The sequence below is a fragment of the Arthrobacter sp. NQ7 genome (assembly GCF_029581595.2).
GTDB lineage: Bacteria > Actinomycetota > Actinomycetes > Actinomycetales > Micrococcaceae > Arthrobacter > Arthrobacter phenanthrenivorans_B.
In genome coordinates, this window is record NZ_JARFXU020000001.1 from 457,174 (window position 1) to 471,985 (window position 14,812).

The window sequence follows — 14,812 nt, forward strand, 5'->3', positions numbered from 1 at the left end:
TAGATTCAATATCAATATAGCTGCACTACGTATTAACCGCACTGAAGAAAAGGGTCAGTCCTTGTCCACCACTGCCACGCTGGCAACCCTGTCCGACTCCGACCGCCTGGCCGACCCCAACTGGTGGCGCCAGGCCTCCGTCTACCAGATCTATCCCCGCAGCTTCGCGGACTCCAATGGCGACGGTATCGGCGACCTGAAGGGCATTACCGCCAAGGTCCCGTACCTGAAGTCGCTGGGAATCGACGCCGTCTGGCTGAGCCCGTTCTACCCCTCCGCGCTGGCGGATGGCGGCTACGACGTGGACGACTACCGCGACGTCGACCCCAAGCTGGGCACGCTGGCCGACTTCGACGAGATGGCCAAGGCCCTGCACGAGGCCGGCATCAAGCTGATTGCCGACATCGTGCCCAATCACTCGTCCAACCGGCACAAGTGGTTCCAGGAGGCGCTGGCATCACCCAAGGGCTCCCCGGCCCGGGACCGCTACATCTTCCGGGACGGCAAGGGCCCCAACGGCGAGTTCCCGCCGTCGGACTGGGATTCGGTGTTTGGCGGACCCGCCTGGGAGCGCATCACCGAACCGGACGGCACCCCCGGCCAGTGGTACATGCACATCTTTGCCAAGGAGCAGCCGGACCTGAACTGGTCCAACCGGGAAATCCGCGACGACTTCCTCAAGACCCTGCGCTTCTGGTCCGACCGCGGCGTGGACGGCTTCCGCGTCGACGTGGCCCACGCCCTCACCAAGGACCTCACCGAGCCGCTGCTGTCCAAGCTCGAGCTGAGCGCTGCGAACACCGGCGTGGACGGTTTCGACGACGGCTCGCACCCGTTCTGGGACCGCGACGAAGTGCACGAAATCTATGCCGAGTGGCGCGAGGTCTTCAACGAGTACAACCCGCCCCGCACCGCCGTCGCCGAAGCCTGGGTGCACGCCACCCGGCGTGCCCGGTACGCCAGCCCGCAGGGGCTGGGCCAGGCGTTCAACTTCGACCTGCTGCAGGCCGACTTCGACGCCGCGGAGTACAAGGAGATCATCACCCGCAACCTCGCCGAGGCTGCCGCCACCGGAGCTTCCTCCACCTGGGTGTTCTCCAACCACGATGTCGTCCGGCATGCCACCCGCTACGGCCTGCCGCAGGTGGCGAAGGAGAAGGCCGGCGCGAAGGGCCAGGACGGCAAGGACTGGCTGCTCGCCGGTGGACCCAAGGACCAGCTGGATGTGGAACTCGGTGAACGCCGCGCCCGCGCCGCCACGCTGCTGATGCTCGCCGTACCGGGCTCCGCCTACCTTTACCAGGGTGAGGAACTTGGGCTGCAGGAAGTGGCCGAGATCCCGGAATCCGAACGCCAGGATCCGTCCTTCTTCCGCAACAAGGGCGTGGAGATCGGCCGCGACGGCTGCCGCGTTCCGCTGCCGTGGAAGGTGGAGGGCACCTCCTTCGGCTTCGGCGATGGCGGGTCGCACCTGCCGCAGCCGGACTGGTTCAGCAAGTACGCGGTGGAGGCCCAGGACGGAACCGAAGGCTCCACCCTTGAGCTTTACCGCAAGGCACTGAAACTGCGCCGCGAGCTGCAGACCGGCGAGGAACTCGAATGGGTGGACACCGGCAATCCGGACGTCCTGCACTTCAAGCGCCCCAACGGCTGGCAGTCCGTGACCAACTTTGGGAACACCGCCGTCGACCTTCCCGCCGGCGGGGTGCTGGTCTCCAGCGCGCCGCTGGAAGACGGCAAGCTGCCGGCCAACACCACCGCGTGGCTGCGCTGATGCCGGCTGCCCGGCCGGACGGGGCCTCCTGATGCAGGAAGTCATCTATGGATGCATGGGCCTGGGCGGCAGCTGGTCTGAGGAGCCGCATGGTGCCGGCCATGTGGACCAGGCGGCCGCTGCCGTCCAGGCTGCCCTGGATGCGGGCATCACCCTGTTCGACCATGCGGACATCTACCGCAACGGCAAGTCCGAAGCGGTGTTCGGTGAGGTCCTCGCGGCCAGTCCGGGCCTGCGGGAGCGGATCCGGCTGCAGACCAAGTGCGGCATCCGGCTCAACGAACGCGGCCTGCAGACGCACTATGACCTCAGCCGGGAGGCCATCCTTGAACGGGTCGAGGGCAGCCTGAAACGGCTCCGCACCGACTACGTGGATATCCTGCTGCTGCACCGCCCGGACCCCTTGGCGGACCCCGCAGAGGTGGCATCGGCCGTCAGGCAGCTCCTGGCGGAAGGGAAGATCAGGCAGGTGGGCGTTTCCAACATGTCCGCCGCCCAGATCGAGGTCCTGCAGGACCGGCTGGAGGTGCCCGTCGTGGCCAACCAGCTGGAGATGAGCCTGCTCAAGCGGGCGTGGCTGGAAAGCCAGGTGCTGGTCAACCACCCGGAGCACCTGGACTACAGCTTCCCGCACGGCACCCTGGAGTACTGCACCCGCAACAACGTCACCCTGCAGGCATACGGCTCGCTGGCCAAGGGTGTTTACACGGGCGCGGAGCCGGACAGTCCCACCCCCGCAGAGGCGGCCACCGCAGAACTGGTGGCGGATCTTGCGGGGGAGTACGGCACCTCGGGTGAAGGCATCCTCCTGGGGTGGCTGATGAAGCATCCGGCGGGAATCGCACCGGTGATCGGAACGGTCAACCCCGGGCGGATCCGTGCCTGCGCTGATGCCGCCCGGGTGGCCGGGGAACTCACCCGTGCCGACTGGTACAAGCTCTGGATCAGCGCCCGCGGCAGCAACATTCCCTAGCCACCAATCGGGCAGCAGCAAGTTCCGTTATGGACCTCAGGGCGGTCCTTGCTGCTGCCTGCCCTGCCCGGAAACGCAGTCACAACGCGTTTAGTTCGTATTGATCCTCACAAGCTGGCCGTTTTCTTCGCCGTGCCGCTTGCAGGCCGGATACTGTAGAAAGCATGACGTCTACCATCGCCGCCGAAACCGTTAGGCCGGAACGCAATATCCCCGCAGAGATCGCCCGCTCCTGGCTGCTGGTCAATGCCATGAAGACGGAGCTTTTCGACCAGTCGGCCGTCTCGCGCGCCGACTCGATCATCCTGGATATTGAAGACGCCGTAGACCCGTCGCAGAAGGACCAGGCCCGGAACAACGTCATCGACTGGCTGACCGCCGGCGGCAAGGCCTGGGTCCGGATCAACGACGCCACCAGCCCGTTCTGGGCCGATGACCTCGCCGGCCTCCGCGGCACCCCCGGCCTGCTGGGCGTCATGCTCGCCAAGACCGAATCGGCGGACCAGGTCACGGAAAGCTACCACCGCATGGACGGCAAGACCCCCGTTATTCCGCTGGTGGAATCCGCCGTCGGCATCGAGGAAGCCAACCACATCGCCAAGGCCCAGGGCGCGTTCCGCCTGGCCTTCGGTTCCGGTGACTTCCGCCGCGATACCGGCATGGCCGCCACCCAGGAGGCCATGGCCTACCCGCGCGCCAAGCTGGTCGTCGCCAGCCGCGTGGGCAACCTGCCGGGCCCCATTGACGGCCCCACGGTCGGAACCAACCACCCCATCCTGCGCGAGCAGACCGGCATCACGGTGATGATGGGCATGACCGGCAAGCTCTGCCTCGCCATCGACCAGACCCCGGTCATCAACGAGGTCATCAGCCCCACGCCGTCCGATGTCGCCTGGGCCACCGACTTCATGAACGATTTCGAAGCCAACGGCCGCGTCATCCGTGACGGCTCCGACCTGCCCCGCCTGGGCCGCGCCGAGAAGATCATGAAGCTCGCGGTGGCCTTTGGGGTGCAGCCCGCGCTGTAGCGCCCACCCATCACTTCAGGAGACCCCGTGACCGATGCCCGCTATCTGGTCCACGGGGTCTTTTGGGATGGGCCGCAGGCTTCGAAACCAGCGGATGACGCCGGCGCTCCCGTCCTGCGCCTGCAGTCACCGGACGGTGACTTCCGGCAGCTCAGCCTGGCCGCAGGGGTCCGGCTCGGTTTTGAGGTGGTGCACTCCGGCAGGTTCTGCCTGGGCCACGTCCGTGTCCAGCCGGGCAGCTCCCGCAGCCATATTCTCTGCTCGCGGGCCGCCCCGGCGGAACGGGGCAAGCAGTGTGAGCGCTGCTTTGTGCTGGACGAAGCCCGCCTGATGCACGACTTCCACCGCGGCGGGCGGGTCACGCCGGGCCTGCGCGAGTACTTGATGCAGGAACACTGGCTGTACGTGGCCACGTTCGCCGGCGGCGCCACCAAGGTGGGAACGGCGTCCGGGCCGCGGAAATGGAACCGGCTCGCCGAGCAGGGGGCCGCCGCCGCGCAATACGTTGCCCGGGCTGACGACGGCCGGGTGGTGCGGATCCTCGAGGACCTGGTGACGGCCGGGGCGGGCCTTACGCAGCAGGTTCGCAGCGCGGCAAAGGCCGAGGGCCTGCTGCGGCCGCTTCCGGCCGCGCAGCTGGCCGCCGTCAACGCCGGCGCCGCCGACAAGGTGCGTGAACTCCTGGCCCGCACCGCGGTGGAGGGCTTTGACACCGTGGCGGAACAGTGGGTCCGGCCCGCCCATGCCGATGGCCTGTATGGAAGCGACTCCCGGCACGCGTATCCGCATCCCCTGGAACGGGGACGCCACGGCTTCGCTGTTGCGGCCCTGAGCGGGCAGAACGCGTTGGCGCAGCTGGACGGCACGGATGCCGGGTTCGTGGTCAACCTGTCGCGGCTGGCCGCCCGGAACATAGTGCTGGGGGACTACGCCTCGGAGGTGCCGGCAGTCCAGGAATCCCTGTTCTAGCCTGCCCGGTAGACTGGGACGGTGCTGAACGAATTCTGGGCCACCGCGCCAACCCGCTACAAAGTCCTGGTGTTCAGCGCGATGGGATTGATCGGCGTCGGCATCATCCTCAACCTCATCGGCAACACCGGCGGCAACCAAACACTTGCCATGGCCTCGCTGCCCCTGATCGGACTGGGCCTCGTGCTGCACGTCGTCGGCCTCGTGGTCCGCGGGCAAGCGATCCGGAAAACCCTCAAGCGCTAGCTGCGGCGTTCCGCAGGACATGGCTGCGGGCGTGCTCCACGGCATCGGGAAGGTGCTCGAACAGGTGTTTGTGGTGGCGCAGGGAACGGATCACCCCCACATTGGTCACCAGGGCCAGGTGGTCCGGCCGGACGCCCTTGAGCAGGACCGTGATGCCGCGGAGTTCCAGTGCGGCGATAACCTCTACCAGCGCGTGCGCGCCGGTAGCATCAAGCATCCGCAGTTGCGAGAGCCTGATGATCGCAACCTGGACATCCCTGACCTGGCTGATTTCCTGCAGGATCCGTTCGGCGGCGCCAAAGAACATCGCGCCGTCCAGCCGCAGGACGGCGATGTGCTCATCCCCTTCGGCTGATGGTCCGGGGACCGGTTCCCGTTGTACGCCGCTGAGCGAGGCGAATTTACGCAGCGCGAAGAGCGCCGCCGCGGCAAGGCCGATCTGGATGGCAACGATCAGGTCGAAGGCAACGGTGATGACCGCCGTAAGGACGAAGACCGCGGCGTCTGCCCGCGTGGAGCGCAGGATGGCGGCGACGGTGCGCCGGGAAACCATCCTTACGGCCGTGACCATCAGGACCCCACCCAGTGCCGCCAACGGGATGCGGCTGACCATTCCGGACGCCAGGTAGGTAATGCCCAGCAACACAACCGCATGGACTGCCGCGGCAAGGCGCGTTCGTGCCCCGGAACGGACGTTGACGGCCGTCCTGGCGATGGCACCCGTTGCGGGCATGCCGCCGAACAGGCCGGCGGCGATGGATGCCAGGCCCTGGCCGGTCAGTTCACGATCCGGGCTGTAGGGTCCGGTGGGCCTGCCGTCCGGTCCGGCCATTCCCGCGGCCACCCTGGCTGAGAGCAGCGACTCGATGGCTGCAAGGACGGCGATTGCTGCCGCGGGCATGGCAAGGCTGCCCACAGAGGCCAGGTCCACGGTGGGCAAGGCCGGAGCGGGAAGGGCATGCGGCAGCGGGCCGATCCGCGGGACGTCCAGCTGCAGGAGTTCGGCCGACGCCGTGGCCAGGAGGACCGCTACCAGGCTGGCGGGAAGGGCCCGGAAGAGCTTTTGCAGCAGGACCATGACGACGGCGACCAGCACCACGAGCGCCAGCGTCAGCAGGACCGTGGGAGCCTGTGCGGCGGAGGCAGCTTCAACGGCAGCGACGACGGTGTTGTGCCCGGGGACGCCGGATGTGCCCGTTGCGAGCGGAATCTGCTGGAGGAAGATGATGGCCGCAATTCCGAGGGTGAAGCCCTCCACCACAGGCCAGGGGATGAAAGCCACGGCCCTGCCCAGGCCGCTGAATCCCATGAGGCACACCAGCAGCCCTGCCATGAGTGAGAGCAGTGCCACGCTGCCTGGGCCATGGACTGCTACCACGGGCGCGAGGACCACCACCATGGCACCGGTAGGACCGGAAACCTGCACCGGTGACCCGCCCATGAGCGCTGCCGCCAGTCCCGCCACGATGGCGGTGATGAGCCCCGCCTCGGCCCCCACGCCGGAACTGACGCCAAACGCGAGGGCAAGCGGCAGGGCGACGATCCCCACGGTGATGCCCGCCAGCAGGTCCGTGCGCCACGAGGCGCGGAGGCCGGCGTAGTCCTGCCGGGACGGGAGGAACCGGGTAAACCTCCTGGCGGCCTGGACGGTGGCCGGGACGGAGCCGGCGATCACGACACCGGCCCGCGGGAAAGATGCTCCGCCTGCAGCTGCTGGGCCAGCCGGAGCTGTTCGTTCGATTCCGACAGACTGTCCAGGAGGAAGGTCCGTGCGATCGCGAGCAGTTGCGAGACCCCCGGGTGCGCCAGTTGGTAGGTCACGGCGTTGGCCGTGCGAACGGAGGTCACAACCTTGTGCCTGCGCAGCGTGGCAAGGTGCTGGGAGAGGTGCGAGGCTTCAAGGCCCGTCTCCGCCAAAAGGTAACTGACGGCGGCGGTTTCCCCCGGAGCTGCGGCCAGCAGTTCAAGGATCCGGATCCGTGCCGGATGCGCCAGGCCCTTGAACAGATTGGCTTTGATCTCATACAGCGGCGCTTGGGCGGAAGACAGCAAGGGAGGAACTCCAACCGGATTGATGGATTGATGAATTCATCATACCAGTGGGTTGCGCGCGTTGTTCCGCGAAGGCCGGCGATAGGCTGGAAGCCATGACTATCAATCCGGACCTGCAGGGCCGAAGCTACCCTGCCGCAGAGGTGTATGACGTTGGCCGCGAAAAAATCCGCGAGTTCGCCCGAGCCGTGAAGGCCACCCACCCCGCACACTTCGATGTCGACGCAGCCAGGGGCCTGGGACATCCCGACCTGGTGGCGCCTCCCACCTTCGCGATCATCATCGCCCAGCGGGCCGACGCCCAGCTCATCGAGGATCCGGAAGCAGGCATCGACTTCTCCCGCGTGGTCCACGCCGATCAGCGCTTCACCCACCACCGGCCCATCGTCGCCGGTGACCGCCTCGTAGCCGAGCTGCACGTCGACGGCGTCCGGGCCATGGGCGGCGGCGCCATGATCACCACCCGCTCGGAAATCTTCGCCCTCAGCGGCGGGGACTCCCGGGAGCCGGTCGCCACCACCACGTCATCCATCCTGGTCCGCGGAGAGGGACAGTAACCATGAGCCCCAGCTTCAACGAACTCAGCGCCGGCCAGGAGATCGGCAGCCGCACCATCGAGGTCACCCGCACCGACCTCGTCAAGTACGCCGGGGCGTCCGGTGACTTCAACCCCATCCACTGGAACGAGGCCTTCGCTACCAGCGTGGAACTGCCCGGCGTCATCGCGCACGGCATGTTCACCATGGGCTCCGCCGTGCAGCTGGTGACCGACTGGGCGGGCGACCCCGCCGCCGTCGTCGATTTCCAGACCCGCTTCACCAAGCCCGTCCTGGTCGAGGACACCACCGGCACCGAGCGGCCCGGCGCCACCATCGAGGTCAGCGGCACCATCGGAAAGCTCGACGCCGATGCGGGCACCGCCCGCGTGGACCTTACCGTGGTGGCGGCGGGCCAGAAGGTCCTGATGAAGGCCCAGGCCCTCGTCAAGCTGTCCTGAGCTGCAACCTTTGACCACTCCTGCAGGAACCACCGCAACGGCCGGGCAGGTCACGCACTGGCGGAACGCCGTGGTGGTGGCCTACGGCGCCAGCGGCCTGGCCTTCGCGTCCTGGGTGTCCCGGCTGCCCGCCATCCGGGACACCCTGGACCTCAGCCCGGGCACCATCGGCGCCATCCTGCTGTGCATGACCCTGGGCTCCTTCGCCTCCGTCTCCGCTTCCGGGCTCATCGTGCTGCGGCTGGGATCCAAACGCACCATCCGGACCGGCAGCATCATGGTGGGTGCAGGCCTGCTGACGGCGGGTTTTGGCACAACCGTGCTGGCAAGTCCGGTGGCCACCGCACTTGGCCTGGCCATCATCGGTCTCGGCACGGGAAGCTGGAACACGGCGTCGAATGTGGAAGGTGCGGCCGTGGAACGCGCCGTCGGCCGGCACATCATGCCCCGGCTGCACGGGGCGTTCAGCCTGGGAACCGTGGCCGGAGCGGGACTCGGTGCCGCTGCAGCAGCCCTCGCAATGCCGGTGTTCTGGCACCTGGCCGCCGCGGGCGCCGTCGTGTCCGTATCGGTGGCCACGGCGGCATCCTGGTTCCGCGCGGACATCACCCCGCTGCCGGGGGAACGGTCGTATTCCCCGGACAACTTCGAGGACCCCAGTACCGGGCCCATCCCGGTGATCCCGGCCCCGGGCGCCGGGGAGGCGCCGCTGGACAACAAGCGGAAAATCGCCCAGGCCTGGCGGGACCGCCGGACCCTGCTGCTCGGTGTCCTGGTGCTGGGCCTCGCCCTGGCCGAGGGCGCCGCAGGGGACTGGGTGGCGCTGGCCCTGGCCGACGGCCACGGGCAGAGCGATGCTGCCGGTGCCGCCGGCTATGGCCTCTTCGTCACGTTCATGACCATCGGCCGGTTCGCCGGAACCTTGTTGCTGGACAGATTCGGCAGGGTTCCCGTGATGCGCTGGTGCGCTGCCATGGCTGTGCTGGGACTGGGCATCTTCGTCTTTGCGCCGGTGCCGTGGCTCGCCTACGCGGGGCTCGCATTGTGGGGCCTGGGAGCATCCCTGGGCTTCCCGGTGGGCATGTCCGCCGCCGCCGACGACCCCGCCATGGCTGCCGCCCGGGTGTCCGTGGTGTCCACCATCGGTTATGCGGCATTTCTGTGCGGGCCGCCGCTGCTGGGGCTGCTGGCCGAGCATGTGGGCATCCTGCATTCGCTGCTGGCCGTGATGGTGATGCTCGCGATGAGCTTTGTCCTCTCCCCGGTGGCCCGGAAGCTGGCCTAGCTACTGCGTTGTACTGCGCCCCCGCAGTAACTTTTCAAGTAACGTGGACAGGTGACTTCCACGCTTCTTTCCTCCCTGACCACCTCCGCCGTCGGAGGCCCTGCCGGCAAGTACATCGAGGCCCGTACCGAGGCTGAGATCATCGACGCGGTCCGCTCGGCGGATGCCGCAGGGGAACAGGTCCTGATCGTCAGCGGCGGCTCCAACCTCCTGGTGTCCGACGACGGGTTCCCCGGGACCGTCATCAGGATCGCTTCTGAGGGGTTTACGGTCAACGCCGAGGACTCATGCGGGGGAGTGGCCGTGGTGGTGCAGGCCGGCCACAACTGGGACAGGCTGGTGGAGCACGCGGTACGCCACGCCTGGTCGGGAATCGAGGCGTTGTCCGGCATTCCCGGGTCGACCGGTGCCACGCCTGTCCAGAACGTGGGTGCGTACGGGGCAGATGTTTCCCAGACCATCGCGGCCGTCCGCACCTGGGACCGTGAGCGGAACGCCGTGCAGACCTTCACCAACTCCGAGCTGAAGTTCGGCTACCGGGACTCCATCCTCAAGCAAACCACGGTCAACGGCTCGCCGCGGTACGTGGTCCTCACCGTCGAGTTTCAGCTGCCGCTGGGGCGGATGAGCGCGGCGATCCGGTACGCCGAGCTGGCCCGGGCCCTCAATGTGGAAGTGGGCCAGCGCGCCTACGCGAACGATGTCCGCCGGGAAGTCCTCCGCCTGCGCGCTTCCAAGGGGATGGTGTGGGACGCAGCTGACCGGGACACTTACTCCACCGGCTCCTTCTTCACCAACCCGATCGTGCCGGCCGACGTGGCGGACAAGTTGCCGGAATCCGCTCCACGCTACCCGGCCGGGCAGGACGGGCTTGTGAAACTTTCGGCAGCGTGGCTGATCGACCAGGCCGGCTTCGGGAAGGGCTTCGGCCTGGAAGACGATGGCGTGGCCGGCGGCCGGGCGTCGCTGTCCACCAAGCACACCCTGGCCATCACCAACCGCGGCTCCGCCAGCGCCGCCGACATGGTGGCTGTCGCGCGGGAAGTACGTGCCGGCGTCGAACACCGCTTTGGCATCCGGCTCCACCCGGAGCCGCTGCTCATCGGCCTCGAACTCTAGCCGCCCGCGCCGCTGCGCCCCGGCCTAGGATGGGCGCATGGCTGCATCTGGTTCCCTGCGCGACGGCAGAATGATCGGCAGGCTCCGGCTGGCCTCCCAGCGGCTCGCGGGGGACAGCGACGCCTCAGTGCCGGAGCTGGTCCGGTGGATGACTGCCCTGCAGGCGCAGGACCTGCAGGCTGCACTGTGGGCGGTGGGCGCCCGCGTGCCCGGGGCTGGTATCAGCGACGTCCGGGCAGCCATTGATGCCGGCACAGTGGTGCGGTCCTGGCCGATGCGCGGAACCCTGCATCTTGTGGCCCCCGAGGACCTGCGGTGGATGCTGGACCTGACCGCCGAACGGCTCACCCAAAGCATTGCGGCGCGCCACCGGCAGCTCGAGATCACGTGGACAGACGTTGAGAAGGCCCGTGACCTGGCGCTGGACCGCATTTTGGCCGATGGACCCCTCAGCCGGCCTGCGTTGTTCAAGGTGTTCGATGATGGCGGGCAGCCTACGCAGGGACAGCGGGGCATCCACCTCCTGGGCTCGCTCTGCCGGCACGGCTGGCTGGTCCTGGGGCCCCTCGCGGGAAACCAGCAGCTGATCGCGGCGTTCGACGAGTGGATCCCGTCCTCGCGCGTCCTGCAGCGGGAGGAAGCCATGGCGGAATTCCTGCTGCGCTACGTCCGGAGCCACGGACCGGCTACCCTCCGCGACTTCGCCTGGTGGACCCAGCTTCCGCTGACCGACGTGCGCAGGGCCGTGGAGGTTGTCAGGAACGAGTTGGTGGAGCTGGAGTTCCAGGGTGCCAGCTACTGGCTGTCCCCGGAGGCGGCAGTCCTCCTGGAGTCCGGAGTGCCCGGGGCGCGGTCTGTCCACCTGCTGCCCGGTTTTGATGAGTTTGTCCTGGGATACACGGACCGCAGCCTCGTCCTGGCGCCGGAGCACTCCGACCTGATCGTGCCTGGCGGGAACGGTGTCTTCAAGAAGACGGTGGTTGCCGCGGGGAAGGTGGTTGGCACCTGGGCGCTGAAGGGCACCGGGCCGCGGGCCGCCGTCGTCCCCGAACTCTTCGACGAAGCCCGGCCCCTTGGTCCTGCGGCGCAGGCCGCCCTGGCCAAGGCCGGCCGGCGCTACACGGCGTTCCTGGCCGCCTGAGCGGCTTCCAGTACCACATAACCGGCCCAGCCCCGCATAACCGGTGGCGCGCAGCAACGGTTTTGCGGGCACGGGCCGCTCATCGTGGTGGCCATCCACATGGCGGGGTCCGATGCTGCCGCTGCCGGTGTCCGGCGCCGACCCTTGATGGATGAACTCCAATGCTGTGCGGGCCCTGGTGGATGATCGATGGCCCGATCGAGTGGTTGCGTCAACCCACCAGTTGTCGGCTGCCGGGCTGGACGACCGTGTGCTGACGGCGGCCGTGAAGAGCGGTGCCGTACTTCGGTTGCGGCGGGGAGCCTACGTTCGGAGCGGGAACTGGCATGCGCTCAAAGAATGGGACCGGGACCAGGCCCGGCTGATGGCCCATTTCGAGTCCACCCACGGCCGGTCCCGGTACAGCCACGTGAGCGCGGCGTTGTTGCGGGGGCTTTTTGTCTGGGAAGGCGGTGCCGCCGTGCACGTGACAACCCAGTACGCCAACTCGAAGGCCAGCGCTGGAAGGGACGTCCGGACTCACAGGCTGCCGCTCGCGGAAGCTGAGAAGGCTTCACTGTGGACGCCCGACGGGCGGGAAGTCCTTACCACCAGTGCCGAGCGGACCGTGCTGGACTGTGCACGTATCCTGCCCTTGGAAAAGGCCGCTGTGATCGGTGACCACGCGCTGCGCAAGGGTGCGTCCATCGAGGCCATGCGGCAGCTGCTGAACGACAGTCCAGTGGTCCGCGGTGGCAGGCGGGCCTGGGATCTCCTGGCTGTTCTGGATGCCCGGTCCGAGTCCCCGGGGGAGACCCGGACCAGGCTGATGCTGCATTCTCTTGGCCTGCGCATGTTCGAACCGCAGGTTGGGATCACCACCCGCGAGGGCATTTTCCGGGCGGATTTCGCGGATCCCGACGCCCGGGTGATTATCGAGTTCGACGGCGTCGCCAAGTACACGGACTACAAGCCGGCGGCAGATGTGCTGCTCGCGGAGCGGCGCCGGGAGAACGCATTGCAGGAGCTGGGTTGGGCAGTCTTCCGGATCAATTGGCAGCAGCTGAACCGGCCAGGAGAGCTGCGGCAACGGCTGTACGCATTCCTGGCGCGCCATTCCGGAACGCAAAAGCGGCCCTTGCCCGCATAACCGTTGCCAGGCAGCAACGGTTATGCGGGCGAGGGCCGCTCGTGAGGCAGCTGGAAGCTACAGGTTGCCGGTGGCGATGTTGAGCATGCGGCGCAGCGGCTCGGCGGCGCCCCAGAGGAGCTGGTCGCCTACGGTGAACGCGCTGATGTACTCCGGGCCCATCTCCATCTTGCGGATGCGGCCCACCGGGATGTCCAGGGTGCCGGAGGCAGCCACCGGGGTCAGCTCGGCCATCGAGGCTTCCTTGGTGTTGGGAACCACCTTGGCCCACTGGTTGTCCTCGTCCAGGAGCTTCTCGATCTCGGCCACGGACAGGTCCTCGCGGAGCTTCAAAGTCAGCGCCTGGGAGTGGGAGCGCATGGCGCCGATGCGGACACACAGGCCGTCCATGATCACCCGGTTTTCCTCGGAAGTGCCCAGGATCTTGTTGGTTTCCACCCCGGCCTTCCACTCTTCCTTGGACTGCCCGTTGCCCAGGTCCGCGTCGATCCACGGGATCAGGGAGCCGGCCAGGGGCACGCCGAACTGGGTGGCGTCGATGTCGGTGCGCTGGTGGGCCAGGACCTTGCGGTCGATGTCCAGGATGGCCGACGCCGGGTCGTCCAGTTCCGTGCTGACCTCGGCGTTGAGCGTGCCGAACTGGCTGAGCAGCTCGCGCATGTGCCGGGCGCCGCCGCCGGAGGCCGCCTGGTAGGTCATGGAGGTGCCCCACTCGACCAGGCCGTTCTTGAACAGGCCGCCGAGGCCCATGAGCATGCAGGAGACGGTGCAGTTGCCGCCGATGAAGTCCTTGGTGCCGTTGACCAGGCCCTTGTCGATGACATCGCGGTTGATGGGGTCCAGCACGATGATCGAGTCGTCGTTCATGCGCAGGGTGGAGGCGGCGTCGATCCAGAGGCCGTCCCAGCCGCGGCCGCGCAGCTCGCCGTGGACCTGTTTGGTGTAGTCGCCGCCCTGGGCGGTGACGATAATGGGCAGCTTGGCCAGGGTGTCGAGGTCGAACGCGTTCTCGAGCGTGCCGGCGCCGTCAGCGAACGACGGCGCGGCACCTCCCGCGTTGGAGGTGGAGAAGAACACCGGGTTGATGTTGGCGAAGTCGCCCTCGTCCTGCATGCGCTGCATGAGGACGGAACCGACCATGCCGCGCCATCCGACCAGGCCGACGGAAGGGGTAGCTGCTGTAGTCATTGGTCCAGTTTAGACTTCGCATCCGGAAGGGCGCAGTCGGTTACGTCACGCCGTGGACGGCTTAGAAAGATACGACGGCGGCCCGCACCAAAGGCGCTATTCGACGGGCCGCGGGAGGCCCCTGGCTCTGCGCAGCTTTTCTGCTTTGCGCTCCTTGAAGTAGCTGGCCCAGGCCACGGTGAATGGAAAAATGCAGGCGGGAAAGACCCACCAAGTCCGGCCAGCAATGTCCCATGCATTTTGGATGATGATTTGGACGACGAAATAGACCAGTCCCCCCATGCATGCCGTCAGCAGGATGGCAAGGAACAATAAACCCCCGGAGGAGTTGACGGGTTTTATAACGCCCAAACCGTCGTCCTTCCGGACTCCGTACTCTTCCTCCGTGTACGCGATGACCTCACCGTTCTCTCCCAGGCGGTGCAGCACTCGGTCTTCCGGCGGCTGGTAGGGAACGTAGCCAGGTTCCTGGGGAACGTCCCGGCTACGCCTGGCCATGCCGGTCCTGGCCCCAATCAAACTGGCGGGCGCTGGGTTCCGGGATTCCCCTTTCCTCCCGGAGCCTCTTGGCCCTCGAGGCCACCTTCGCCATGCGAAAGGCGTACACGGCACCGCCAACTCCGGCTGCTGTTAAGAACAGCGCACTCCACATCGGGTCTCCGCCCCTGGTGGCCGGTCCGGCAACCAGGAAAACGGAGAAGACTGCCACGGCAGCAAGAAAGACCGCCATTATGAGAAAGCCCACGGCGGACCGTACCTGTGCATGCGAACTAGCTGTGACTATGCCGAGTTCCTCCCGTGAGTAGCTGTGCAGTTCACCCGTCACGGTGGGGTGGAGGATCCGCTTCTCATTTCCTCCGGCTGCCACCTCATGTTTGTCGTGGGGTTCATTCGTTGACATGTCCTGCTCC

Annotated in this window: 16 protein-coding genes; 11 read left to right on the plus strand and 5 right to left on the minus strand. The window is 67.3% G+C overall.

All coding sequences use genetic code 11. The annotated features are described in order from the left end of the window. The first annotated feature begins 61 nt into the window (after nt 1-61). From PUN71_RS02160 to PUN71_RS02180, 5 genes are all read left to right on the plus strand, one after another. The gene (locus tag PUN71_RS02160) at nt 62-1,774 is read left to right on the plus strand and encodes a glycoside hydrolase family 13 protein (protein ID WP_277797198.1); all 1,713 of its coding nucleotides are present in this window, start codon (nt 62-64) and stop codon (nt 1,772-1,774) included. Between the two features lie 31 nt (nt 1,775-1,805). Then, on the plus strand, nt 1,806-2,747 hold the full coding sequence (locus PUN71_RS02165) for an aldo/keto reductase (RefSeq protein WP_277797199.1): 942 nt from the start codon (nt 1,806-1,808) through the stop codon (nt 2,745-2,747). A gap of 164 nt (nt 2,748-2,911) precedes the next feature. Next, a complete protein-coding gene (locus PUN71_RS02170; RefSeq protein ID WP_277797200.1) occupies nt 2,912-3,775 on the plus strand; it encodes an HpcH/HpaI aldolase/citrate lyase family protein in 864 nt (287 codons plus the stop codon). A gap of 27 nt (nt 3,776-3,802) precedes the next feature. Beyond that, a complete protein-coding gene (locus PUN71_RS02175; protein WP_277797201.1) occupies nt 3,803-4,744 on the plus strand; it encodes a DUF2797 domain-containing protein in 942 nt (313 codons plus the stop codon). 21 nt (nt 4,745-4,765) lie between these two features. Continuing rightward, nucleotides 4,766-4,990 carry a DUF3188 domain-containing protein gene (locus tag PUN71_RS02180; protein ID WP_277797202.1) on the plus strand — a complete coding sequence of 75 codons (225 nt, stop codon included), beginning with the start codon at nt 4,766-4,768 and terminating at the stop codon, nt 4,988-4,990. Here PUN71_RS02180 and PUN71_RS02185 read toward each other — a convergent pair. Together PUN71_RS02185 and PUN71_RS02190 are read right to left on the minus strand one after the other, a co-directional pair. Continuing rightward, nucleotides 4,980-6,665, minus strand: a complete 1,686-nt coding sequence (locus PUN71_RS02185; RefSeq protein WP_277797203.1) for a SulP family inorganic anion transporter — start codon at nt 6,663-6,665, stop codon at nt 4,980-4,982. The two genes, PUN71_RS02180 and PUN71_RS02185, sit on opposite strands and share 11 nt — an antisense overlap. After that, nucleotides 6,662-7,042 (minus strand): ArsR/SmtB family transcription factor, encoded by a 381-nt coding sequence (locus tag PUN71_RS02190; protein WP_277797204.1) that lies wholly within the window; start codon nt 7,040-7,042, stop codon nt 6,662-6,664. Before PUN71_RS02190 ends, PUN71_RS02185 begins: the two co-directional genes overlap by 4 nt. Nucleotides 7,043-7,137: 95 nt before the next feature. Here PUN71_RS02190 and PUN71_RS02195 point away from each other — a divergent pair, with 95 nt between their 5' ends. From PUN71_RS02195 to PUN71_RS02220, 6 genes are all read left to right on the plus strand, one after another. After that, nucleotides 7,138-7,599 (plus strand): FAS1-like dehydratase domain-containing protein, encoded by a 462-nt coding sequence (locus PUN71_RS02195; RefSeq protein WP_277797205.1) that lies wholly within the window; start codon nt 7,138-7,140, stop codon nt 7,597-7,599. A gap of 2 nt (nt 7,600-7,601) precedes the next feature. Further along, nucleotides 7,602-8,039, plus strand: a complete 438-nt coding sequence (locus tag PUN71_RS02200) for a MaoC family dehydratase (RefSeq protein ID WP_277797206.1) — start codon at nt 7,602-7,604, stop codon at nt 8,037-8,039. Between the two features lie 10 nt (nt 8,040-8,049). Continuing rightward, nucleotides 8,050-9,324, plus strand: coding sequence for an MFS transporter (locus PUN71_RS02205; RefSeq protein WP_277797207.1), 1,275 nt, complete (start codon nt 8,050-8,052; stop codon nt 9,322-9,324). 51 nt (nt 9,325-9,375) lie between these two features. Further along, complete coding sequence (locus tag PUN71_RS02210; protein ID WP_277797208.1) at nt 9,376-10,443, plus strand: UDP-N-acetylmuramate dehydrogenase; 1,068 nt, start codon at nt 9,376-9,378, stop codon at nt 10,441-10,443. Between the two features lie 37 nt (nt 10,444-10,480). Continuing rightward, nucleotides 10,481-11,584 carry a winged helix DNA-binding domain-containing protein gene (locus tag PUN71_RS02215; RefSeq protein WP_277797209.1) on the plus strand — a complete coding sequence of 368 codons (1,104 nt, stop codon included), beginning with the start codon at nt 10,481-10,483 and terminating at the stop codon, nt 11,582-11,584. A 151-nt stretch (nt 11,585-11,735) separates the two neighbouring features. Then, a complete protein-coding gene (locus PUN71_RS02220) occupies nt 11,736-12,713 on the plus strand; it encodes a hypothetical protein (RefSeq protein WP_277797210.1) in 978 nt (325 codons plus the stop codon). Nucleotides 12,714-12,770: 57 nt separating this feature from the next. Here PUN71_RS02220 and asd read toward each other — a convergent pair whose 3' ends face one another. The 3 genes from asd to PUN71_RS02235 all read right to left on the minus strand — a co-directional run bounded on the left by asd (nt 12,771) and on the right by PUN71_RS02235 (nt 14,802). Continuing rightward, the gene (gene asd / locus PUN71_RS02225) at nt 12,771-13,901 is read right to left on the minus strand and encodes an aspartate-semialdehyde dehydrogenase (RefSeq protein WP_277797211.1); all 1,131 of its coding nucleotides are present in this window, start codon (nt 13,899-13,901) and stop codon (nt 12,771-12,773) included. Nucleotides 13,902-13,997: 96 nt separating this feature from the next. Then, nucleotides 13,998-14,399: a hypothetical protein gene (locus PUN71_RS02230; protein WP_277797212.1), complete on the minus strand. Its 402-nt coding sequence runs from the start codon at nt 14,397-14,399 to the stop codon at nt 13,998-14,000. Continuing rightward, the gene (locus PUN71_RS02235) at nt 14,386-14,802 is read right to left on the minus strand and encodes a hypothetical protein (protein WP_277797213.1); all 417 of its coding nucleotides are present in this window, start codon (nt 14,800-14,802) and stop codon (nt 14,386-14,388) included. The genes PUN71_RS02230 and PUN71_RS02235 overlap by 14 nt, the downstream gene beginning before the upstream one ends. Between the last annotated feature and the right edge of the window lie 10 nt (nt 14,803-14,812).